The organism is Lysinibacillus sp. Ag94 (assembly GCF_023242215.1).
Taxonomy (GTDB): domain Bacteria; phylum Bacillota; class Bacilli; order Bacillales_A; family Planococcaceae; genus Lysinibacillus.
Map to the genome: position 1 here is coordinate 285,448 of NZ_CP096780.1, position 24,013 is coordinate 309,460.

16 protein-coding genes and 1 pseudogene are annotated in these 24,013 nt (G+C 30.5%); 10 read left to right on the forward strand and 7 right to left on the reverse strand.

Annotation, left to right across the window (positions count from 1 at the left end; translation table 11 throughout):
- The first annotated feature begins 273 nt into the window (after positions 1-273).
- The 4 genes from MY533_RS01315 to MY533_RS01330 all read left to right on the forward strand — a co-directional run bounded on the left by MY533_RS01315 (position 274) and on the right by MY533_RS01330 (position 4,538).
- Complete coding sequence (locus MY533_RS01315; RefSeq protein WP_248717728.1) at positions 274-1,320, forward strand: HesA/MoeB/ThiF family protein; 1,047 nt, start codon at positions 274-276, stop codon at positions 1,318-1,320.
- A complete protein-coding gene (locus tag MY533_RS01320; RefSeq protein WP_248717729.1) occupies positions 1,310-2,347 on the forward strand; it encodes an AAA family ATPase in 1,038 nt (345 codons plus the stop codon). The genes MY533_RS01315 and MY533_RS01320 overlap by 11 nt, the downstream gene beginning before the upstream one ends.
- On the forward strand, positions 2,337-3,548 hold the full coding sequence (locus MY533_RS01325; RefSeq protein WP_248717730.1) for an MFS transporter: 1,212 nt from the start codon (positions 2,337-2,339) through the stop codon (positions 3,546-3,548). The genes MY533_RS01320 and MY533_RS01325 overlap by 11 nt, the downstream gene beginning before the upstream one ends.
- 228 nt (positions 3,549-3,776) lie before the next feature.
- Complete coding sequence (locus MY533_RS01330; RefSeq protein WP_248717731.1) at positions 3,777-4,538, forward strand: methyltransferase domain-containing protein; 762 nt, start codon at positions 3,777-3,779, stop codon at positions 4,536-4,538.
- Between the two features lie 355 nt (positions 4,539-4,893).
- Here MY533_RS01330 and MY533_RS01335 read toward each other — a convergent pair whose 3' ends face one another.
- Positions 4,894-7,086 carry a DNA topoisomerase III gene (locus MY533_RS01335; protein WP_248717732.1) on the reverse strand — a complete coding sequence of 731 codons (2,193 nt, stop codon included), beginning with the start codon at positions 7,084-7,086 and terminating at the stop codon, positions 4,894-4,896.
- Positions 7,087-7,193: 107 nt separating this feature from the next.
- A complete protein-coding gene (locus MY533_RS01340) occupies positions 7,194-7,538 on the reverse strand; it encodes a helix-turn-helix domain-containing protein (protein ID WP_248717733.1) in 345 nt (114 codons plus the stop codon).
- 133 nt (positions 7,539-7,671) lie between these two features.
- On the opposite strand from MY533_RS01340, the gene MY533_RS01345 reads away from it, so the two are divergent.
- The 5 genes from MY533_RS01345 to MY533_RS01365 all read left to right on the forward strand — a co-directional run bounded on the left by MY533_RS01345 (position 7,672) and on the right by MY533_RS01365 (position 14,645).
- Positions 7,672-8,661: a DGQHR domain-containing protein gene (locus MY533_RS01345; protein WP_248717734.1), complete on the forward strand. Its 990-nt coding sequence runs from the start codon at positions 7,672-7,674 to the stop codon at positions 8,659-8,661.
- 524 nt (positions 8,662-9,185) lie between these two features.
- The gene (locus tag MY533_RS01350; RefSeq protein ID WP_248717735.1) at positions 9,186-11,012 is read left to right on the forward strand and encodes a hypothetical protein; all 1,827 of its coding nucleotides are present in this window, start codon (positions 9,186-9,188) and stop codon (positions 11,010-11,012) included.
- A 302-nt stretch (positions 11,013-11,314) separates the two neighbouring features.
- The gene (locus tag MY533_RS01355; RefSeq protein WP_248717736.1) at positions 11,315-12,298 is read left to right on the forward strand and encodes an RNA-directed DNA polymerase; all 984 of its coding nucleotides are present in this window, start codon (positions 11,315-11,317) and stop codon (positions 12,296-12,298) included.
- Positions 12,299-12,426: 128 nt separating this feature from the next.
- Positions 12,427-13,554 (forward strand): hypothetical protein, encoded by a 1,128-nt coding sequence (locus MY533_RS01360; protein ID WP_248717737.1) that lies wholly within the window; start codon positions 12,427-12,429, stop codon positions 13,552-13,554.
- Between the two features lie 215 nt (positions 13,555-13,769).
- On the forward strand, positions 13,770-14,645 hold the full coding sequence (locus MY533_RS01365) for a DUF4062 domain-containing protein (RefSeq protein ID WP_248717738.1): 876 nt from the start codon (positions 13,770-13,772) through the stop codon (positions 14,643-14,645).
- Positions 14,646-14,709: 64 nt separating this feature from the next.
- Here the strand turns inward: MY533_RS01365 and MY533_RS01370 are convergent, their stop codons facing one another.
- The 5 genes from MY533_RS01370 to MY533_RS01390 form a co-directional block, all read right to left on the reverse strand.
- Positions 14,710-15,753: a hypothetical protein gene (locus MY533_RS01370; protein ID WP_248717739.1), complete on the reverse strand. Its 1,044-nt coding sequence runs from the start codon at positions 15,751-15,753 to the stop codon at positions 14,710-14,712.
- A gap of 196 nt (positions 15,754-15,949) precedes the next feature.
- Positions 15,950-16,654 carry a hypothetical protein gene (locus MY533_RS01375; RefSeq protein ID WP_248717740.1) on the reverse strand — a complete coding sequence of 235 codons (705 nt, stop codon included), beginning with the start codon at positions 16,652-16,654 and terminating at the stop codon, positions 15,950-15,952.
- Positions 16,644-18,281: a hypothetical protein gene (locus tag MY533_RS01380; protein WP_248717741.1), complete on the reverse strand. Its 1,638-nt coding sequence runs from the start codon at positions 18,279-18,281 to the stop codon at positions 16,644-16,646. The genes MY533_RS01375 and MY533_RS01380 overlap by 11 nt, the downstream gene beginning before the upstream one ends.
- A complete protein-coding gene (locus tag MY533_RS01385; protein WP_248717742.1) occupies positions 18,282-20,726 on the reverse strand; it encodes a helix-turn-helix domain-containing protein in 2,445 nt (814 codons plus the stop codon).
- A gap of 2 nt (positions 20,727-20,728) precedes the next feature.
- Positions 20,729-21,943 carry a site-specific integrase gene (locus tag MY533_RS01390; RefSeq protein ID WP_248717743.1) on the reverse strand — a complete coding sequence of 405 codons (1,215 nt, stop codon included), beginning with the start codon at positions 21,941-21,943 and terminating at the stop codon, positions 20,729-20,731.
- A 98-nt stretch (positions 21,944-22,041) separates the two neighbouring features.
- On the opposite strand from MY533_RS01390, the pseudogene MY533_RS01395 reads away from it, so the two are divergent.
- A pseudogene (locus MY533_RS01395) lies at positions 22,042-23,919 on the forward strand (DNA topoisomerase III); the annotation flags it as partial.
- Positions 23,920-24,013: the final 94 nt, after the last annotated feature.

Here is a 24,013-nt window from a genome sequence, read left to right on the forward strand (position 1 = left end):
AATATAAGTTTTATTTTCAAATATGTGTAAATAAAGTATTTCCTAATGTGTTTGATAGGGGGTGTTATAATGAATACTATTACTCAAATTAAAGTTGCTAAGCCTGTAGTAGCATCACCGAAAACAGTAGTTGCAGCTATCAGTTATCGTGCTGATCGCTAAAAAATAAGAGGCTGTTTCAAAGGTCATTTATGACTTTGATTCAGCCTTTTACTTTTTAAATTTAAGTGATTAAGTAAGGATAAATTACTTTTATGGAAAGGTGATGTTAAGGTGTTAATTACAAATATAAGTCTTAGTTGCCATAAAACTAACAACGGAAATTTATTTATTTCTGTAGCAGGTAAAGACGCTATAGAGTACGAAGTGAATCCAGATTTTTATATGGAAGTACTATATCTTTTTGATGGAACGAGAAATTCAAAGGAAATAATTAGAGAATTGGATTCCCTAGGTTATATTATATCAGAAGAAGATTTTAATGAACTAACAACAGATTGGTTACACTTAAATATTCTTAAAGAAAAGGATGATGCAGAAGAATTAATCTTTAAAGAGAAGTATTTGAAATATGATAGACAAATAAGAAACTTTGGAATTTTACCAGGCCTAACAATTAAAGATGGAGTGGAGTTTCAAAAAAAATTAGAGAATACATCTATAGGTATTTTAGGAGTAGGAGGTGTCGGATCTTATATAGCATACGGGTTAGCCGCTATTGGAGTAGGAAAACTAAAACTAGTTGATGGTGACATAGTTGAATTAAGTAATACTTCGCGTCAAATACTGTACAATGAAGAAGATATAAATAAGGAAAAAATAAAGGTTGCAGCAGAGAAATTAAAGCTGGTTAATAAGAAAACTGAAATTGAAACCAAGAACCTTTTTGTTAGTTCAAATAATTTAAATGAACTAGATAACTTTTTTAAGGATGTAGATTTTATTGTTCAATGTGCAGATACTCCTAGAGGTGAAATTGAGTATTTGGTAGATGATGTAGCATGTAAAAATAATATTCCATGGATTACATTTGCTCCTTTTAGTTTTTCAAAAATCTCGTTAGGTCCAATAATTATTCCAGGTGAAACAAAAAGTTTAAAAGAACAAATTCCACCTGCAACCTTTAATATGGATAGTAAAGTGGAAAGAATTAATGAAAGATTTACCCCTACAATAATGGATCCATACAATGGCATGGCAGCTAAAATGGCTTCAATTGAAATAGTAAAGTTTTTAACTGGATATAGAAAGTCACAGATTATTAATAAACGATTAGTTTTAGATACTGATACTTGGGAAGTGAATTTTTATGAATTATGAACTTGATTTAACAAAAATTGAAAATACACCGATGAATTCCTTATCAGATTTGAATGAAATACTTTCTTTGGTAAAAGCCACATTTCCAAGTGATCACCTATTTGGATTAGGTAATTTAAATATTATGAATGAAAATTTAAAAAGTAAATTTAATTCTTTAAAAAACAGTAATAAGAATGTTACAGTAGGAGACTTTTTAAAATATCTATATCAAACTGATTCAGATTTTAAATTTATTTATACGCAATACAACAAATTAAAGATATCGAAAGTTGTGAATAACAAGAAAAAAAAATTAATAAATGAAGTAGAATCTTTAGGGTATTTTTTAGAAGAAAAAGATGTATATTTTTCAGGGCGAACAGAGGAATTATGGTATATGAGTTTGACACTAAATAGAAAAATAAAAAATAATCTACTATTAATTGGTGAACCTGGTGTTGGAAAAACTAGTTTGGTAAAAGAATATAGCCGAATCTCCAATGAAGAGATTTTTGTAGTTGAAATGGATAAAGTTCTTTCTAATACTAAATATCGAGGAGAATTCGAACAGAAACTAGCGCAAATTTTAGATTATTCAAAACGGAATAGTGTGACTCTTTTTATAGATGAAATCCATATTCTATTAGGTGTAGGGAAATCTGAAGGAAGTTTATCTGGAGCTGATATATTAAAACCTTATGTAACAAATTCGAATATTAAAGTTATAGGAGCTACAACCATAAATGAATTTGAAATTTTGAAAACTGATAGAGCATTAGAGAGAAGATTTAATATATTAAAGTTAAGTGAAGTAAGTAAAGAAGTTGTTTATCATATATATATAAAACTGTTAGAATATTTAGGAATTAAAACTTTGAAAGAGGAAGATTTTAATAGTATTTATAACGACCTTCAAAAAAATGAATATAGAAAATTTCCTGATAAATTAATTGATTTTATGGATTTGTATAGTAGTCATGAAAAAATGGGGGGTACTTACAATCTAGATAATGTAATAAAAATGGCATTCCAATATGAATACTAAAGTATATATTGATGATATGGATATTAACACAAAGGTGAAAATAATATCTGTAACATTTTTGCTTTATATTATAATATTTACTTTTTTTAGAACTATTATGTCCGGAATTTTTTCTATTTATTATTTTGATAATGGCATTTCCGAAAGTGAGATTAGTAGTATTAAAGCGTATCAAAGTATTGGAATATTAGTTGGTTTATTACCAGCCGGTTATTTTGCTGATAAATTCGGACGTTTAAAAATACTATCAATTTCTGCTCTACTAATTGCGGTAAGCTTTTTAATGATGTTACTTTTAAAAAATGAATTATATTTTTCTATAGCAGAATTTTTATATGGAATTGGTCTTGCATTTAATTCAGGAATTGTATTAGCGTATATTAACGATTTACAAGAAAAGCTAGGCATTAAAATGGATAGTAAGATAATGGGTCTTCGAACATCACTAGCCAATATAACTATTTTGTTAAGCGGAAATATTGGAAGTTATTTGTATACAATAAATATTAATTTCCCTTTAATTTTATCAATTATTGGGTTATTTATTTACCCATTAATTATTTATGTTTGGACGAAATATAATAATTTATTAGATAATAAAGCTCAGAAAAGTAGTGAATTGCTCTTCCTTGACAAGAAGGTATTAAAAAGTAAAAACATGAAGTTTTTAATATTCTTGCATGCAATCATCGAAGGATCGGCACAATTTATCTTAATTTATTGGTCAATTTATTTCGTAAGCGAACTGAATTTTAATTTAGCATTAGTTTATAGTATTAGTGTTATAGGAGTTATAATTGGTGGGCAATTTTATACCATTACAATAAATTATTTGAAAAATCATACATCCATACTAATTTATTTAGGTATAATAATCGTTTCCGCAGCTCTTATACCATTTTTTAAGAACTTTATAGGAGTATTATTATTTGGTCTTTTTCAAATTGGATTTGGAGCAGCAAGTAGTGCTCTACATAATTTTGATAATGAAATTTTGTTTCAGTTTAAAAATAAAGGCCAAGCTATGTCTACCTTATCATTTATTGCAGAAATAATTATTATATTAATTTTATTTATGAATAAAAATATTTTAGATTACATCTCTATTGAGTATATGTTTTTTGTATCTGCTGGGATAGCAATAATGGGGATACCGCTTATTTTTAAATTAAAATCATTTATGAATCAAAAATTCACTTAAAATTTGGATTTTACAAAGCGTATATTGCAATGTAAATATTGCAATGTAATGTACTTTATTTTTAAGTTTTATTAAAGTGAAGAGTGAATGAATAAAGGGAGGATTAAACTGATGTATATTAAAGGATCTAAATATTTAGATTAAGACACAGGAATAAAATATGATTCATATTTACCCAAATATTACTTTTTTGATTTTGAATCAAAAAAATATATTTTAGAAGAAGAAATGGTTTGTTCATTATTTAATAATAAACAATATACATCTATTTTGGAGCTTGGAGTAGGTACTGGTAGAATTACTTCCTATTTAATAAATAAGTCGAAAGACTATAAGGGAATTGATATTAGCCAAAGCATGATAAATCAAATAAAACAAAAAATCAATGAACCAAGAGCAGATTTTTCAGTTTTTGAAATTAATGAATTTATTAATCAATATGATAATTTTAATACCCATGATTTAATATGTAGTTTTTGGGCATTTAATTATTCCATTTTAAGTTTTTTCGAGACAAAAAATTATAGCACAAATGAAATTATACCATCAAATAATTTAATAGAGTCTGAAAAAAAAGCCAGTAATCATATTTCTAAACTTTTTAAAAGTTTAAAAAAAGGGTGTGATTTTGTCTTCTTTTATTTTGATGCGTATTCAGTTGAACAATCTTACGCAACAAGAATAATGGAAGAAACTCTGCCTTTCCCCTATTACGATAGAGGTTATACTTATAAGGTATTTTTAAATACTCTCCAAAATTTGAAAAATAAGCAACTACTTGATTATTCAGAAGAGCATCTTAATGGTTTTGTTAAATTGGAAAATGATAATCATTTACTAAATTATTATAAAGAACTTCATTTGAAAAATGAAATAAGTAGCAAGGAAGATGAAATTAAACTACTTAGTGCTTTCTCGCCATATAAGTTCACAACAGGTGAATATAAAATTCCTGCTGGAGTAAATATTGTTATTGGTAAAATATTATAATTTCACTAACGTGGGTATTTGATATATAAGAATATAGTGTTGACAGGGGACTGCTTGTTTTCAGCGAGCAGTCCCCTGTCAATCAGTAGTAGTTCTTGCGCAATTTAAAATGTTTGATTATTAAACTTTTGCTACCTAAATTTCTATTTCAATTAGCTTTAGATATGAGAAAATTAGAATTAATAATACCTTCAATGAATGATTTTATTACTTTGTTGAGTGATAAAGTTGGAAGATCAGTTAAAGGAATGTATCAGAAAGAATTCAAAGAAATTTTAGATAGTATAAAAAAAACACCCCAATCGTTTAGTATACTCAACGATTGGGGCGCTTAAATTCACTATTATTAATTTACTTAATCGAGCTTCATACCTTTTAATAAATCAGCAAACGGATTATTTAATGGTTCTGCCTCTTTCTCCTGTTGCTTCATATATTTTTGAACACTACGTTTATCTACTTTACCGTTGCCTTCTTTTTTACGACGAGCTTCAAATGCGGATAATTTTTCACGGTAGCCGCATTTACATACAAAAATCTGGCCATCGCCTTCACCACGTAATTCAAGCTTTTTCTTACATTGAGGACAACGAGCATTTGTTACGCGGGCTACATTTTTCTTATGTCCACATTCACGATCCTGACAAACAAGCATTTTACCTTTTTTACCGTTTACCTCAAGCATAGGCTTACCGCAATCAGGACAGGACTTTGTTGAAATATTGTCATGCTTATATTTTTTATCGCTTGCTTTAATTTCAGCAACAATTTTTTGCGTATGTTGCTTCATTTCATTGATAAATACTTCTTTTTTCAATTTCCCTTTGGCAATTAACTCTAGCTTTTGTTCCCACTCAGCAGTTGTAGCAGGTGAGCGTAATTCTTCTGGGACTAGATCTAATAGCTGACGACCTTTTGATGTAATATAAATGTCTTTGCCACCACGCTGTTCAATCATAAACGAGTTAAAGAGCTTATCGATAATATCAGCACGTGTTGCAACGGTCCCTAATCCACCAGTAGATTTTAAAGTATCCGCTAGCTGCTTATCATTTGTTTGTAAATACTTTGTTGGGTTTTCCATTGCAGACAGTAATGTGGCCTCAGTGAAACGTGCAGGAGGTTTCGTTTGACCAGATGTTTGTGCGATTAAACGAACTTCTAGTGTTGCACCATTTTCAATACGAGGGAAGACCTGTTCTTTTAAATCGTCCTGATTTTCTTCATCGTCAAAACGGTTCTCATATACTTCCTTCCAACCAGCTGTCACAATTGTTTTACCTCTCGCAATAAAACTTTCATTACCAATTTTCGCACGTAGCGTTAATTGCTCGAATTCATGCGCAGGATAGAATACTGCTAAGAAACGTTTTACAACTAAATCATAAATTTTACGTTCCTTATCATTAAAGTTTGCAAAGTTCACATATTCTTCTGTTGGAATAATAGCATGGTGGTCAGACACTTTAGAATCGTCTACAAATGCTTTAGTCGCTTTAATCGGCTTCGTTAATACCTTATTCGCAAGTGAACGGTATTCGCCAATACCACAAGCTTTTAAACGCTCTGGTAACGTACTAACGATATCACTTGAAATAAATCGCGAGTCTGTTCGTGGGTAAGTTAGAACTTTATGCTGCTCATAAAGCTTTTGCATAATGTTCAATGTTTCTTTCGCAGAGTAGCCGAAAATTTTATTTGCATCCCTTTGCAGTTCAGTTAAATCATATAGGCCAGGAGCAAATGTTTTTTTCGGTTTACGCTCAATTTCGGCAACCTTAGCATTGTCATTGCCAATCTTTTTAACGATTGTATCGATTTTATCTTTATCAAAGCTGCGTGAATTGCCCTTTGCATCCTGCCACGTTAGCTTTAATTTATCGGTAGTTTGTGCTTCGATGCCATAATACGTTTGTGGCTTAAAATGTTTAATTTCATCTTCACGTGCTGCAACCATCGCTACTACCGGTGTTTGTACACGTCCACAGTTTAGCTGTGCGTTAAAGCGTGTCGTTAAAGCACGTGTTGCATTTAAACCGATGTACCAATCTGCCTCGCTACGAGCAACAGCTGCATGATATAGGTTATCGTAATTTTTGCCTGGTTTTAAGTTCGCAAACCCTTCTTTAATTGCTTTATCGGTAACAGATGAAATCCATAATCTTTGAATAGGCTTTTTATACTTTAATTTTTCTAAAATCCACCTTGCAACTAATTCACCTTCACGACCACTATCGGTACCAATAATACAGCTTGCTACATCAGATCTCTCTAATACATGTTTGACCGAATTATATTGTTTTCCTGTTTGTTTAATCACCGATAACTTTAGCTTTTCAGGTAACATCGGTAGAGACTCTAAATCCCAAGTTTTATATTTTACATCGTAGCTTTCAGGATCGGCTAGTGTTACTAAATGACCCAAAGCCCAAGTTACTATATATTTATCGCCCTCAAGATATCCATTTCCTTTTTTATTACACTTCAATACTCTTGCAATATCCCTTGCAACAGATGGCTTTTCAGCAAGTACCGCTATTTTAGACATAAAAACACCCTTTCTTATCATGCAAATATAACATAAAACTCTTTTTCAAATAAGTTATGAGCCTTTGCAGGTACTTAAATTTTTCAATATATCAATTCTCAAAATAATTACTTGTATGTTTCAAATATATTGTTCGCAATATTTATTAACAATTGAATCTCTTTTTCGGATTTATCTTGCATATAGCTTGTGAATATTTGTAGTAATTGTTGTTTTTCTAAGGCTAGTTTAATTAATGGTGATTCCAGTTCAAATAGTTCCTTAGCGTTAATTTCTAACCCTAAAGAAATTTTTTCTAACGTTTGTAAAGTAATATTCCTATCGCCACGCTCAACTCCTGCTAGATAAGAAGTTTGTAGTCCGCTTTTTTCTGCTAGTTCTTCTTGGGTGAGCTTTTTTTGCTTTCGAATTTCTCTAATATTAACACCAACTATATCCACTAACTGTTCCATTTTAATCACCTCACTTAAAGACTATGTGAGGCGCAAATTCACATGAAGTTTCATAAAAGTATATTTTATTTGTTTTCAGTACTTATAAGTACTATTATGTACTTTGAAATATTTTTAAGGAGTGTTTACTTATATGAATAACCATTTAAGTTCAAATATAGTGATAGAAAATGTTATCCAATCGAAGATGAGGGGAAGAGTAATATATCAAGGTGCTGTATCATCGCAAGTAGCTATTAATTTCTGTTATTCAAAATTATTTAATGATCCTTCAGGTAAAGGTTATCAACGCCCTATAAACAAAAAGAGATGTAAAGATTTTGCTGATTATTTATCTCAAGGAGAAGATTCATTATATACGCCTATATTATTAAATGCTTGTGGAAATTGGGAATTCCATGCATATGATAGAAGTAGAGGAAGCTATGGCCGTTTAGTATGCCGAAAAAAGGGAACCTTGATGGACGGGCAGCATCGTTTAGAAGGGATTAAAGAATATATTAGTGAAACAGATAGTACATTAACTGTGCCATTTTTAGCTTTTCATTATTTAGATGATGATGAAATTAAACTTTTCGATGTCATCAATACGAAAGCTAAAGGAATTGGTACTTCGTTGAGTCGTTATTTAAACCGGAATAATGACGATTTTGGTTGGATAGCCACTAATCTTATTTTAAAGCCAGAAAGCCCATTCTTTAGTAAGGGAACATTAATTGGAAGACGTACAAAGGAAAAACACATTACATTACAAAATTTAAATCAAATTGTAAATTTATTAACTAAAAAATCACCTTTAGTAAAGTTACCAAAGGAAAAGATATTAAATATTGCATTATTTTACTTTAATTTGATCAAAGAATTGCTACCTGATGAATGGAATGATTATATAAATTACCGTCTCACACATATAACATGTTTAAATGCTCTTGCAATAGTAGGCAATGAGCTAATAAGTGAATTTTACTCAGAAAAATCACAGCAAACAGATTCTGTTAAAATCGCAAACAAGCTGCTAAGTATAGGGGAAATAGATTGGTCGTCAAATGGAGATTTAAAGTTTTTAAAAGGAATATCGGGGTCAAAAATTTTAGCTGAGGACATAAGAAATTGTTTGAAATAATGCATTGAATTTAAAGGTTTCTAAAAATATAATTTAATTTATCTTTTGAAACCTTTAATGTAGCCTTTTAATTAATGTTGATAATTTACTACAAATTTAGATAATTTTAATTATAGGTTGATTAAAATCATCTCCCCTCTAGAGATTTCTTTGTTGAGAGATGGGTTTTTTTATTAATATCACTATGAAAATTGTGAAGAAATGTACTTAAACTCACATGAAAGAACGTAATCATCTTTCATTTTCTGTGGTGTAGTGTTAGTTTTACACCACATGGATGGCTAACGGGGCAAGTTAGTCCAATAAGGAATTCCATTTTTATAACGAATTTAAAATTAGTTTCGGTGAACCGTACCATAAGTAAGTGCGGTTTTAAAGTAAGTCATTAAGACATTAATTTTAATGTTTTGCTGGCTTATTTTTATTTTAAGTTGAAAATTGGAATAATATTCTGTATATTATAAATACGGTATTTGTTAATGACGTTCACAAATACTGTGAATAATGTTAACGGAGGCGGATTTATGATTGTTGAAAAGGAACTATTAGGATTAAGCGATGTGGCAAAATTATGTGGAACTAGTAATAGTAATATTTCTAATTGGAGATCACGTGATTCAAAATTTCCGACACCATATACTAATACGTCTGCTGGCCCGATATGGAAGGCAGAAGATATTGTTACATATCTTCAGAAAAAATTTAAAGATGAATATGATGTGATTTCAACAGGGAAAATATCATCAAAACGTATGGCAATAATTGGACGTGCGCGTGGCGGGAAATCTTTTCTTATTTCAAGATTTGTGTTTGATCGTAATGGATACGTTAATTTGTTTTGTGGAAATAACAGTGATAAAACAGCATGCCCCATATATATAAAAATATCTGAGTATGTAACATTAGAGAGTTTTGTGTTTCATACAGATTTTAATAGTATGTATAAAGTAGAAGATGAAAAAGAAGATGAAGAGCTTAAGAACTTAAAGGACCGAATATCTGCATTGGTAAATCATCCATACTTGCAGGAAGATGTCCAAAAGATGATTGAGATTGAAGGAGTCATTAGAGAAATTAGATCTATAGAAGAGCGATATCCCAATAGAAAGAATAGTAATACCTATATTGATACATTCCAACGACCTGGTGAATTTTGTAAGGAACTTCTAAGAGAATGTGGTATTGGAAGTTTTGAAATTGTAGATACACCAGGTGTTTCAGGCAATGTTGAAGCAGCTAAGATTGCCAAATCTGACATTTACCTATTTTTGGTAAAGCCTGATAATGGTGATGAGTCCCAGACATTACGAAAAATTGTGACTCAGATAAAAGCAGATGTTGCAACTAGTAAAGTTGCTTTTTTATATAAAAAAGAAGGAATCTTTTTAACAAATAAAAAATATGAAGAAGCGAGAGTAGCGGTACGCAAAGATATGGAGGCTTACAGTGAATTGTTTAAGGATCTTAAAGGAAACATTATTTCTACAGAATTGGATGTTTTGGATCCAGCAAACCATTGCATTATTTTCCCAACAATGGATCAAGATGAAATCATACTTCCTGAAGAGTTGTTTCTGGAAGAAATGAAAGAGAAATTATTAGAAGCATTCAAACCAGAAAATGAAAGTAGTAAAGATGAAGAGTTTGAAAAAATGATTTCAGAGCTTGGGGTACAGTCTAAGACGTTTGCATTAGATATTATGAGGAATATTCCTACACATGAATTCGGTAAGGGAGAAAATGAATATTCTCTCGATCAAGTAATCGCTGGCCAGCATGATAGAGTTATGACTAAAGATAATTATAGATTTCACAATGATTTGGATAAAGCATATTCAAAAGAGAGTAGTATTTTAGATAATTACTTTTCTACTTTTACAGCCGCTGAATATCCAGAAGAGTGGCAGCAGATTATAATTAAATATATATATAGAAAACTGATTATAAGTGTTAGAGCAGATCGAGGGCTAGGTGTGGGAACACATCCTTGGGAAGAAAGACCAGCAAGAACTATGTTGATAGAAGAGTCCATTTTAGCTGACAAGGTTCTTGTAAATATTCTAGGAAAAGACAAGGTATTTAGAAATGAGGCATATAGAAAAGCATTAAGAGACAGTAACATTACTAGTGCAACATGGAATTATGTTGGTTGTATTGATAATGAAGAGGCAGTAACCAAGTTGAAAATTGTTAAGGAGTGCCTATCTGATGTAGAAGTATCTTCTCGTCAAGAGATGGTATTGTGTAGATACGTTGGCGGGCTTCGTAAAATTGCACAGTACAAAATACTTGAAAAAATGGGATATAAGGAAAATGAGTGCATGAAAGAACTTAAATCCTTACCATTTTAAAACTCAATAATCCCAGTTATTCATTTCAGTTATAATAATAAAACTGCACTTAGCCGCATAGCGGAGAACCGTATCATATTTAAGTACTGTTTAAAGAGGCTAGGACAAATGTGTTTCAGCCAACAAAAATACCGAACTATTCAATGAAACTCTTATGAAGTGTTTATGAATAGTTCGATTTTTCTATTTATCGTGTTTTGAATTTACAGATTATTCGACTTTGTGAAGGAACTACTTAGTTATGTCCCGGCCTCTTTCTATATGGTAAAATTTATCTATAATTCAAATCAGGGGGGGATTTGGTGGAAAGTAATATTTCGGAATACATAATAAGTGAGGGTTTCTTTAGAGATTTACCGTCTGAATTTAGTAGTTATAAAATAGGGAATGCATTAGAACAGTTGGATTTGAGTCCAAGTAAATTATCAAATCAAGGTGTGAATAAATGGAGTAAGTTACTCCAGTATTCTATACCAAAAAAAAATAATTTTAGAAGAATTGCTGCTGTCCCTCACCCCTTACACTATATCAAATTATCTAGGGTACTAGAGGAAAATTGGAGTGAGTTGGAATCACATTTTGAGAAATCTAAAGTATCGCTAACGAAGGTTGAATATTTAAGAGGTAAAATTCAAACTAAATATAGTTTTAATCATAAGCAAGAAGTTAGATTGGAAAATTTAGCTTTTAATAGATATATTTTGATAATAGATATTAATAGATATTATCCAAGTATATATACTCACTCAATTCCATGGGCTTTACATACTAAACCAATCGCTAAGTCTAATTCTAGGGATATGACTTTATTAGGTAATAAGATTGATTTAGAAGTTAGAAATATGCAGGATGGTCAGACGATGGGAATACCTATTGGACCACTTACCTCAGCAATTATTCAAGAAATTATTGGTTCGTCGATAGATCGAGAATTTCAACAACTAATGGGGAAAGATATACCAGGCTTTAGGTACACAGATGATATAGAATACTATTTTAATAATATTGATGAAGCAAATAAAGCGCTAGGTATAATGACAAAGATATTAAAAGAATATAATTTAGATATAAATATCGAGAAGACAAAAATTAAACAATTGCCTTTAGAAGTCGATAATGTTTGGACATATTATTTTAATAAATTTAAGTTTAGAAGCAGTAATAAAAGGGAAATCCAAATTTCCTTAGAAAAAAAGGATTTAAAAGAATATTTCAATCAAATGTTTAAATACCAAATTGAAATAAATGATAAAGGAATAATTAAATATGCTTTAAAAATCCTTTGAAAGCGAATTATCATAGGGAAAATTGGACTTTATTTCAATCTCTGCTACTTCAGTCAGCATTAATAGATTCCGCAGTAATTCCTACGGTACTCGAAATTATTGAGAGTTATAAATATAAGGGTTATAACATGGAATTAGATAAACTAAGCTTATTTGTACATTCAGTATTAAATGAACATATAGAATTAAACAATGATTATGAGATGATTTGGGCATTGAGTTTTGCAAATAAATTTATGATTTGTATTGATGAAAATACTACAAAAAAATTAACTAAGTATGAAAATTCCTTAGTAAATATTTTAGTAATGATACTAAATGACAAAAATTTAATTTATCCCACTGTAGATTTTAGTGATTATAAACGTTTTATTGTGAATAATGACTTATATGATGAGAACTGGATGTTTTTATATGAATGTTGTATAAATAACTGGTTAGAGAAGGATTCAACTATCCTAAATAATGACAGATTCTTTAAACAACTACTACAGCATAGTATTACTTTTATTTCTCCGAATTATTCAAAAGTTAAAATGGAGGTTAAAGATATCATCTGTAGCCGTTGCATAAAGAAATATAGTTTAGATGCTAACAGTGAATTATTGTCTTTATTAGAAGACGTAATCTCTGAATATCAAATTAATTTAGATGAAGATTTTAAAGAAATAATTAGAACGACTTTACAGACTCAAATTGAACAAATTGAGAGGACTGTAGAAGAAATGTCTTCAGAAAAGACGGTTGAAACAGAAGAAGAAATGTCTTCAGAAAAGACGGTTGAAACAGAAGAAGAAATGTCTTCAGAAAAGACGGTTGAAACAGAAGAAGAAATGTTATCAGAAGAGACGGTTGAAACAGAAGAAATGTTATCAGAAGAGACGGTTGAAACAGAAGAAATGTTATCAGAAGAGACGGTTGAAACAGAAGAAGAAATGTTATCAGAAGAGACGGTTGAAACAGAAGAAGAAATGTTATCAGAAGAGACGGTTGAAACAGAAGAAGAAATGTTATCAGAAGAGACGGTTGAAACAGAGGAAGAAATGCTATCAGAAGAGACGGTTGAAACAGAGGAAGAAATGCTATTAGAAGAGACGGTTGAAACAGAAGAAATGCTTTCAGAAGAAACAGTTAATACAGAAGAAGAAATGTCTTTAGAAGAAAATGCTAGAGAACTTAGTAGTTGGTCACGGTTATTTTTACTTTCAAAAATAGACAACAAACGAATTTCTTCTTTTGTTGAGGAAGAATACTAACAGCATTTGGTCATTTTACGGATAACCGTATCATAACGGGTTTTTGATTGATTAGAATCATTTAGACGTAATTGTTTCATACATTTTTTATTACAAAACACAAATGGGGAAATTAAGAATATAAAATTCAGGTAAGTAAACTAATGTAGTATTTATGATATATATAAGAAAAGGGATAATGAGTTATATCTATAATAATTATAGGAGGAAAATTTATGTTTAGCGCTAATGTATATCGAATACTAATTGCATCACCTTCAGATGTAGCTGAGGAAAGAAAAATAATATCAGAAGTTGTACATACATGGAATGAAAAAAATGCATCTCATTATCATGCGGTTATTCTCCCAGTTAAATGGGAAACGCATTCAATACCCGAATTAGGGAGCAGGCCACAGGCAATAATTAATAAGCAATTAGTAGACTATTGTGATATCCTTGTGGGGGCTTTTTGGACAAGGCTAGGTTCAAAAACGGGTGTAGCTGAATCAGGGTCTGCGGAGGAAATTGAAGAATTTAGAAGTAAAAATAAGCCTGTAATGCTATACTTCTCCTCTGCCCCTGTAGCTCCCGCAAGTTTAGATATGAAACAATATAGCAAACTGAAAACTTATAAAGATAAGCTTATGAAAGAAGGTTTACTAGAAAGCTATACATCGTTATCAGAGTTTAGGGAAAAACTAGATCGTCAACTAACTGCATTAATAAGGAATATTAATCATACTTCCCAAGATAATGTAACAAGTGTTCAAGACAATGAAGAAATTGTTAAAAACTCAAAAAAACAATTACTAAGCTTTATTTATCAAATGGAGTTAGAATGGGAAAGTGAAAGGGATAGTAATCCGTATTCAACTACAAATGGAAAGCATATTCTTAGTTCCTTAGCTAGTGGATTGATTGATAATAATTCAATCCTAGATGAAATACTTAATCCTAATAGTATGATAAAAATTAAGGAAATAATTCGCACTTGCAAAATATTACAAAATCATCAAATTTTTTTAGATGGTGGTAAATCGTTTGGGGAATTTTGGAAAATAGGTAACTCAGTGTTTGAGGAACTTAAAAGCCAAGTGGAGCAAAAATAAATATCTATACAGTGGTGAAGGGTATCTGTGAATTGAGGATACCCTTAGTTTTTGCAAAGTATAACTAGTATGTGATTTTAGACAAGTTTGGTGAAAGGTTTAATAGAAAAGTTAATCCGGATTCTTCTTTAGACGAAGAATCTAACTGACTACGATTCAAAGGTAGTCCCATATTAATAATATCTGATTTTGTAACTTGCGGGTTTCCAATTGATAGATTTAAAAATTCATTTTCTGAGAGTGAGACAATATCCTTGAACCGAGATTTTTTTTCTTGAATCATTTTATTATTTATTTCGATGAGTAATGGTCTGATATAACAATCTACAAAGTCAGTTGCTTCAAACATGACATTCTCTATGGACAATCCATTAGATAGAGAGTTTTTGAAGAGTTGTGTAAATCGTAACATTTCAGACCAAAAAAGTGGCAAGTAATCTCTTAAATTATATCTAGCCTCTAATATCGCTTCAGGATGTGCAGATTTTATGGGTGGAAGCACGATATCAATCGATTTCATAGCTAATAGAGATGCAAGAAATTTACCACTATATTTATCAGCTTGCATGTTTTGGCGTATGTGATGCTCTCCAAAGACTGGGATAGCACCAGACTCGAGCACTTCCAATGTTCTTTCGTCATTATCTGATGAGACAATAATGGGATTCATACTTACTTCATAAGTATTTAACTCACCTGGAGCTCCTTGTCTAACTAATTTAGCATTAAGAACTTTATTATTTTCAAAAAAGTCAGATATAAAAACTTCTCCAAAAAGTTTAGAGTAATGCATCGAGAATTTACCAATGGCTTTAAGATACTGATTAGCTGTAAGTCGTTGTTCAGGAGTTAAACTATCTAGAGGATCAATATCTTCCTCATTAGAAGAAAAAGGTTTAAGGTTAACATTTAAGTCGGAATCATATTTTGCGAATTTATATTTTTGGGAGAATTCTATAACATAATCCAATTGATTAGGTAGATAAATTTTATCATAAAGTAAGCTCATTATTGTGAGTGATTTTGGATCATTAATAAAAATACCTGACATATATAATCCGGTAAAAGTTGAAAACAGTGGCTTATCAAGTGAGGGAAGAGCTCTCATTTTATTTCACCCTTTTTAATTAGTTAAATAAATTATATCAAATTAAGGTAAAACTTACATATAAATATATAGTTAATCTACTTTTAATAATAATAGGTAATTAGCATATAAATCTAAATTTCGTCATGCATACCGTAAAGGTGCGTTATTTTTTATACTTCGGGCTTACACTGAAAATATTTACAGTAGAAGCCTTTTATAAATCAAATTCATCCTTTAAAAAAGCCATTACGTCTTCTTTTTTATTGGCATCATCTGTTGAAAGAATCTCTTCAGAAATATCCACTACATTGACATCGAGCTTAATATTCTTAAATTTCATATGCTCGTCAGTATTATTTTTAACATCTATGAGTTTACTATTGATGTTAAATTCTTTTAATAGAGGCGATTTTGAATATAGATGCGGATACAAGCTTGAAGCAACCGTTTTATTGTATAATTCCTCATAGTATTTTGCTTTTTGAAGCTGCTCTGTGAATTGTTGTTTGTATTTAATAGCTTCACTTTTATAATTACTTAACTTTTTATTTTCAGTTTTTAATAATCTAAGTTCAGAATATAAAGTATCTATCATTTCTTCTAAAGCATATAGTTCTCGTATGATACCGGTTTTATTATCACCATGTTTCTCAAAAATCATTTCAATGTTAGGTAGAAAAACTTCATCTGAATCATTTAAAGGAATTGAGCGTAAAACAGGATCATTAAGTTCCTGTATAAACTTTTTTAATCGCCTATTCCAAGTGTTTCTCCCTATACCTGTTTCTTGTTCCAGAAATGAAGGGGTAATTTTCTTACCTTTAAATTTATATTTTATTTTAACTGCTAGCTCCTTTAACTCCGAATCGGTGTATCCTTTTGGTCTCCCAGGTCTTGTAGTATTTTCTTTAGAACTCATGATTTTTATCACTCTCCAATATCTTTGCGTCGACTATAGCTTTTAAATCCATATAACTTACAAGATTTCTTGATGTGGTTTGTAATAAGTTCTGAGCAGCCCTATTGTTATTATTTATACTATTAGTAACTATATCTTTCATGAAATCTATAGCGTTTTCAATTTTAAATTTCATTTGATTAGAACCATTAATTAACCATTCCATTCCTTCTTCGAATTCTGAAATAGTAGGTTTGAAATAGTACTTATTACAAAATCTGCAATCTCCAATACAATTCATAGGAAATTCTTTCTTTAACTCTGTACAGATACCATAATCAATTTGTCCAACAATTTCTTCAAAATCTAATTCTTCATAGGAAATCGTTTTACCAATATCGTACATATAACGTTTCCAGCCCACTAATCCACCTGAAAAGTTTTTAGTGAAAGAATATCCTAATTTTTTCTGAGCCATTATACAGACATAGGATGTGGCAAAATGCTTCGCATGAGAGAAATATTCATTTTGTGTGTAAATACTTTGATGACCTGCCATATTTGCTACTGAAAGCATATTAAATCCTTGCAAACACATATTAATAATTGCAAAATGTCTGGTATCTCCGAATTTAACTTTTTCAATCTCATTAACTTGATATAAGCCACTAACTACTTCATGATAAAAATCATCCAAAATCGAATAAAAATCTCGTCTGTTTAATCTATGATTTGATTTTCTTCTTTTGTGTTTTTGCGGACGATTGTAATAATAAAAATCGACAGTGAATAGATAGGGAGAGTCGTTATTAAAATGGGTAGTAATTTTATTTATAAGATTATTTATAATATTATAACTTGTTTTATCGATTTCTATTGATTCTTCGTTATTATCATTCTTAATTCTATAAATCGTAATGAAATACTTATTCTTATCATCAATTTGATCATGAAATAAACAGTCTTTCTTTAAAAGTAAAAATTCAGTTGGTCTCTGAGGAATAATATTTGTAATTAACCACCACAACATTATAGGCAAATATCTAAAAGTACTTTCAATCCCGTAGTACCTAAAATAATCATTAATAATTTCATCAAACTTCAGAACATCTTGTAACTTTGGTAAACTTCTATTTAGATATTTTTTTTGTGGAAACTTTTCACAAATACTAATTAGTTCATCTTTATTTTTAATCTTGATAAACTTTAAAAATTGTTTTAAATCACTGGCTATATTGCCACCGTTATTTTTACTTTTCATATATTCCTCATGTAAAAATATTTCTAATTTTAAGCTGTTTTTTAAACCATCATTATCCAAAATACACTTCTTAATATTTTGTTTTTCATTATAAACAGTCATTGTTTGTTTATTAGCTTGTAATCTTAATAAGACATACCATTTTAAATAGTTTTGTAATGAGTTATTACCTCCCATATCAAAAGAAAATTCAACGAACATGTCTTGTAATTCATCGAATATTTCCCAAGTTGATAATTCATATTTACCTTTGATTAAATTTATTTGTACTAGATTATTAAACATTTCTTTATATTCATTCTCGTTAAATGTTAAAGCATTTACTTTTTTTAATTTTTTCATAACTAAATTATCGGATACACTAGATAGATTTAGTTTTAATTCCACTTATAAATCACCTCTAATTTCATTCAATACAAGCTTATGTGCAATTTTTTCGAGCTTAAGTGTGACTTGTTCTTTGGGTAGATAAGCGCTAGTGATGTCTTCTCCATACGCTAATCGAGCCTCTTTCCAGATAAATAGGTAATGCTTTAAAAAATACGTATATTTTTGTAGCATAGCTACATTATTAGATGTATGAATAAGATCTAAAACCTTATTAAGTTCCTGTTTAAGCTCAATCAAAATTAAATACTGTGGGATAAAATATTCACAGTTAAAGCAGTTCTCTGCTAATGGATATTCACAATTAGGATGTATTAAACATTGGCCAAATTCATTTTTAGAAGGAAGCTCATTTTTAGCTAATTTAACAATTATTTCTTTAATCTCGTCCCTAGAATACTTTTTTAATCTTTCGATTACGCTATTAGACTTTGAATATATTTCAGTTAATAGTTTTGAATAATTATCATTTTCACTTTCTTCAAGAAATCTTTCAATATCGCCTGATGATGTATAATCTAAAAATATTTGAGCTATTTCTTCTGTTTTCACAGGAGAATACCTTTTTCTCAATTCTTCAATGGCGATTGTTCGTTCCTCTAAGGTGTGATTTTTATTCTCGTCTTGTAGGGCAATTAAAATTAAATAATTATATAACCAACCAAAGTATCCTCTACGAAATAAATTTATAGAGACGCGATTAATATATCCATCTTTGTTAGTTAATTGAATGTAAATAGCTGTAGAGTTATTATCATCATGAGACCTACTGTTTTGCGTTAATGTTAATGCTAGGTCAGCATTCTCTGCGTCTTCTTCTACAATACTAAAAAATAAATACGTTGCCACACTCCTATTCATTGTTTGACTATTAAACTTAAAAGCATCTGGTAATGCGGATTTATTGAAAAATTTCTTATGAGTACTAAGTCCACTGGTATAAGTAGTTTTAAACGTTGAGTCGCTAACGAAACTATTGAGTAAGAAGGGGTCATTATTTTTTTGTCTATGCATTTCGCTAATAACTAATGCATGAGCTAGTGGTTCGACTAAATCTGGCGATACTATAAAAGTTAATAATTCCTTATTTTTGCTGGCTCTTTTGTTTCTAAAATGAATATAGAGCTGATTAATAATTAAATGTGATTCCTTTGGTGTAAGTTCAATAGAATATAAATCTTTTAAGGATTTTACTGCCAAATCTTCTATATTAATAATCGGGGTTTGAATAATTAAATCTGCACCACGAATAAAGTCAGTAAGTAAAAGGAGAGTGTATGTCCACATATTCGCATAATTTTGATTCTCTATAGCTTCATTTTTGTGCAAGTCTATATTTTTAACATAAAGGTATATTTTATTGAAGATGGCAGGGGAATAAATCGTATCATTCTTCTTTCGCTTAGACGAATCTATTATAATTTTTTCCTCGTTATCGATTCCCTTCACTGAGTAACAATAGTTAATAAATCTAGGTATTAACAATTTCTTTGTTTTTGATCCGGATTGATTTAGAAGATTTTCTATTTCGTTAACTTCTAAAAGAAAAATTTCATTTATAAGATTTTCTTGAAGATAGATAAACAAGTTTTTATATGTACCTTCTCTATCTCTTATATAGGAAGTAGCTCCGCTCATTTTATTAAACTGAATTCTAATAAATTCTTTATATAGATTCAAAGTCTCTTTATATTTAAAATCATTTATACAATCATTAATAAACATAAGTAGTTCTCTTAAAGCTATGCTAGAATCATATAGCTTGCTTTGATTTTTATCATCTAAATAAATTTGTATATCATGGTGTGGAATTCTCCAATTCCCTCTAAAATCTTTTACAGCATTAGGAAAGTATTTTTCTACTCGCTGTATTATAGCGGTAAAGTTTTTATTGATTGCTAGTGCTGCTTCTTTTAAAGAAATATATTGTTCATCGTATGTTCTTTGTTTATGTAAGAACATATCAAAATCATCTTTTGGAATTCGATATTCACCATTAACTTTTTGTATATGATCGGAGAGTAAACCTTTCGTTATTAACTTTGTTGCTGTTACAGCTTGTATCCCCAATAACTTTGATATATCTGAACGTGTATAATAATCATTTGCTGCCTCTAATTTCATTTGGTATTCAATAATGTCTATCATTGGGATTTTCCATAGGCGTGTGTTCTTCTCAGCATTAGGAAAAATTTCTCCCTTTTTATATAAGCGAGCCAGGTGTTCGGGATTTTTATTTAATATTTTGGCAGCTTCTATTAAAGTGAAATAATCTTTTTTATTTGACTTGTCTATAAAAGATTCTAGTTCATCTTTAGAAATTAACCATTTCCCCTTAACTTTTTTTGAATTTATTAAACCTTTATCTATAAGATTTCTAACACTTGTAGGACTTCTATAACCCAGTATTTTTTGTGCTTCTTTTAAACTTAAATATTCCTGCATAATTAATCCTCTCTTTCAATTAAGCTAGGCATATATACTTCATGTAGATTAGAAAACTTCTGTTGAATTTTTTCATGAATTCTAACAGATCGCTTCATATATGCTAAGGATGAATTAAGATCATTATCTCCGCGAGGTTGGGCTATTTCATATGGATTTTCAGCAAATTCGGCTAATAAGTTCGAAAATGTGCCTCTCCCTATATGAGTAGACCATTTTATTTGATTTAAATGTATTCCTAACATTTTTTGTTCCAAATCTGAACTGTTAATTAAAAGGTCAATGAATGCTTTTTTTACTTTTTCAAAATATTGCCTATAACTTCTTTCAGACATGGCTTTTCCTGCAGTATTAACAAAAAGGGGATTAGACTCATTCGAGGATTTATACAAAGCTAAATGATCTTTTATTAATGAGTTTGTCCAATTATCTAATTCAAAAATTATTTGAAACCGTTTCTTTTTAACGCTACTATTTTCTTTTAAGTCTGGACGTAAGTTTCTGTTCATTAGTTTTAATGTCATGCCTTGTTGAGAAACTGATTTTAACACTTGATTTCTCGTTAAGTTAACAACTTCACCGACCCTCAAACCTCCTAGAAATTGCATATATATTCCTAATGCTATTGGTTTAGCAATAGCAATAGCGACCTCAAAGAATAGTGGAATATAGCTAGGTGGAAAAGCGTGCTCAATATTTTTAGGAGTAGTTGCTGGATAAATAGGTGAAAAAGGTGACTCTAAAAATTCACCGAACTTGCCATGCTTAACATTAATACTTGGTAACTGAGTATTAAAATTTTCCGATAACCATTTATAAAAATAAGATAGAGTTTGTTCAGAATTTTTTATAGTATCTTTTTTTAATCCTTCTTCTGTTAAAGTATTTAAGTACAAATTTCCGTGATTTATTTTTATATCTAAAATAGAGTCAATCCTGAGGCTCTTGTAATTCTTAATTAAATAGTTTAAAAATTTTACAATATTATTGGCATGTTTTTTTTGTGTATTAAATGCTTTATTCTGCCAAAAGCTCATAATAAATTCAGTTATAGGATGAATTGAATGAATATTAAGTTTTAAACCCTTAATTCCTATCACGCATATTTGTCTTTTTTCTATTTTTCCATCATTGTAAAATACATAATCAAGCCATATAGGTATTGAAATAAATTTAATATCTTCCTTCTTTAGAAATATTAAATTATCATTCCCCAATAAAATCACTCCTTTTAATTCTGAATAATCTAATAATTCAAGATAACATATAACGCTTATTATGTGCAAAATATTTATGTGCATTTATATGGAGATATGCTGGGCGTGAAGGGGAATTAGTTGCTCGATGGATTATTGATAAAGCGAATGTGAAAAAGCCAATTAAACGTTTATGGATTTCATCTGTTACAGATAAAGCGATCAAAGAAGGATTTGCTAATTTAAAACCGGGTAAGGACTACGACAATTTATATGCCGCTGCTGTTGCGCGTTCTGAAGCGGATTGGTATATCGGATTAAACGCGACACGGGCATTAACGACAAGATTTAATGCACAGCTGAATTGTGGCCGTGTGCAAACGCCAACCGTTGCGATTATTGCTGCACGCGAAGATGAAATTAAAAACTTCAAACCACAAACATACTACGGTATTGAAGCACAAACAGATTCATTAAAGCTTACATGGCAAGATGCAAATGGCAATTCACGTAGCTTTAATAAAGAAAAAGTCGACGTTATTGTTAAAGCATTAGGCAATCAAGATGCAAAGATTGCTTCAATTGACCGCAAGCCTAAAAAATCATTTGCCCCAGGTCTTTATGATTTAACAGAATTACAGCGAGATGCCAATAAATTATTTGGTTATTCTGCAAAAGAAACTTTAAATATTATGCAAAAGCTATATGAATATCATAAAGTGCTGACATACCCTCGTACAGATTCACGCTATTTATCATCTGATATTGTAGGCACATTACCTGAGCGTCTAAAAGCATGTGGCATTGGCGAATATCGTACATTAACGAATAAAATTTTAACAAAGCCGATTAAAGCGAATAAATCATTTGTAGATGACAGTAAAGTATCAGATCACCATGCGATCATTCCAACTGAAGGCTATGTGAACTTATCTGCATTCAATGATAAAGAGCGTAAAATATATGATTTAGTAGTAAAGCGATTTTTAGCTGTATTATTCCCAGCACAAGAATATGAGCAATTAACAGTACAAGCTCAAATCGGTAATGAGAAATTTATTGCCAAAGGGAAAACTGTAACAGTTGCAGGTTGGAAAGAAGTATATCAAAATCGTTTTGAAGATGAAGAATCCACGGATGATGTCAAAGAGCAGCTGCTTCCTCGTTTAGAACAAGGACAAGTATTAAAAACGAAGCTAATTGCTCAAACGTCTGGTCAAACAAAGCCACCAGCTCGTTTTACAGAGGCGACATTACTATCAGCTATGGAAAATCCTACGAAGTATATGGAAACGAACGATAAGAAACTTGTAGATACGTTGAAATCAACAGGTGGATTAGGGACAGTTGCAACACGAGCAGATATTATTGAGAAGCTCTTTAATTCATTCTTAATCGAAAAACGTGGCGGCAAAGATATTTACATTACATCCAAAGGTCGTCAATTGCTTGATTTAGTTCCTGAAGAATTACGCTCTCCAGCGACAACAGCGGAGTGGGAGCAAAAGCTGGAGCTCATTTCAAAAGGTAAGTTGAAGAAAGATGTGTTCATCAACGAAATGAAAAAGCACACACAAGAAATAGTCGCTGAAATTAAAGCAAGTGATAAAAAATATAAGCATGACAATATTTCAACAAAGTCCTGCCCAGATTGTGGCAAACCAATGCTTGAGGTTAACGGTAAAAAAGGTAAGATGCTTGTCTGCCAAGATCGCGAATGTGGTCATCGTAAAAATGTATCACGCGTCACAAACGCACGATGCCCGCAATGTAAGAAAAAGCTTGAACTTCGTGGTGAAGGTGATGGCCAAATCTTCGTATGTAAATGTGGTTATCGCGAAAAGTTATCTGCATTTGAAGCCCGTCGTAAAAAAGAAGGCGGTGGCAAAGTAGATAAGCGCAGTGTGCAGAAATATATGAAACAGCAAGAAAAAGAAGCAGAACCTTTGAACAATGCTTTTGCAGATTTGTTAAAAGGGATGAAGTTTGATGAATAGTTATAAATAAAAAAGCGGGAGTGTTAACTAAATTAACATTCCCGCTTTTTTTTTCGTTATAAACAGAAATTTCAGAAAATATATTGAATTAAGA

Excerpts from the sequence above, each read along its gene's own strand:
- MY533_RS01320 (WP_248717729.1), top strand. The coding sequence starts at position 1,310 with ATGAATTATGAACTTGATTTAACAAAAATTGAAAATACACCGATGAAT.
- MY533_RS01325 (WP_248717730.1), top strand. The coding sequence starts at position 2,337 with ATGAATACTAAAGTATATATTGATGATATGGATATTAACACAAAGGTG.
- MY533_RS01330 (WP_248717731.1), top strand. The coding sequence starts at position 3,777 with ATGGTTTGTTCATTATTTAATAATAAACAATATACATCTATTTTGGAG.
- MY533_RS01335 (WP_248717732.1), bottom strand. The coding sequence starts at position 7,086 with ATGTCTAAAATAGCGGTACTTGCTGAAAAGCCATCTGTTGCAAGGGAT.
- MY533_RS01340 (WP_248717733.1), bottom strand. The coding sequence starts at position 7,538 with ATGGAACAGTTAGTGGATATAGTTGGTGTTAATATTAGAGAAATTCGA.
- MY533_RS01345 (WP_248717734.1), top strand. The coding sequence starts at position 7,672 with ATGAATAACCATTTAAGTTCAAATATAGTGATAGAAAATGTTATCCAA.
- MY533_RS01350 (WP_248717735.1), top strand. The coding sequence starts at position 9,186 with ATGATTGTTGAAAAGGAACTATTAGGATTAAGCGATGTGGCAAAATTA.
- MY533_RS01360 (WP_248717737.1), top strand. The coding sequence starts at position 12,427 with ATGGAATTAGATAAACTAAGCTTATTTGTACATTCAGTATTAAATGAA.
- MY533_RS01365 (WP_248717738.1), top strand. The coding sequence starts at position 13,770 with ATGTTTAGCGCTAATGTATATCGAATACTAATTGCATCACCTTCAGAT.
- MY533_RS01370 (WP_248717739.1), bottom strand. The coding sequence starts at position 15,753 with ATGAGAGCTCTTCCCTCACTTGATAAGCCACTGTTTTCAACTTTTACC.
- MY533_RS01375 (WP_248717740.1), bottom strand. The coding sequence starts at position 16,654 with ATGAGTTCTAAAGAAAATACTACAAGACCTGGGAGACCAAAAGGATAC.
- MY533_RS01385 (WP_248717742.1), bottom strand. The coding sequence starts at position 20,726 with ATGCAGGAATATTTAAGTTTAAAAGAAGCACAAAAAATACTGGGTTAT.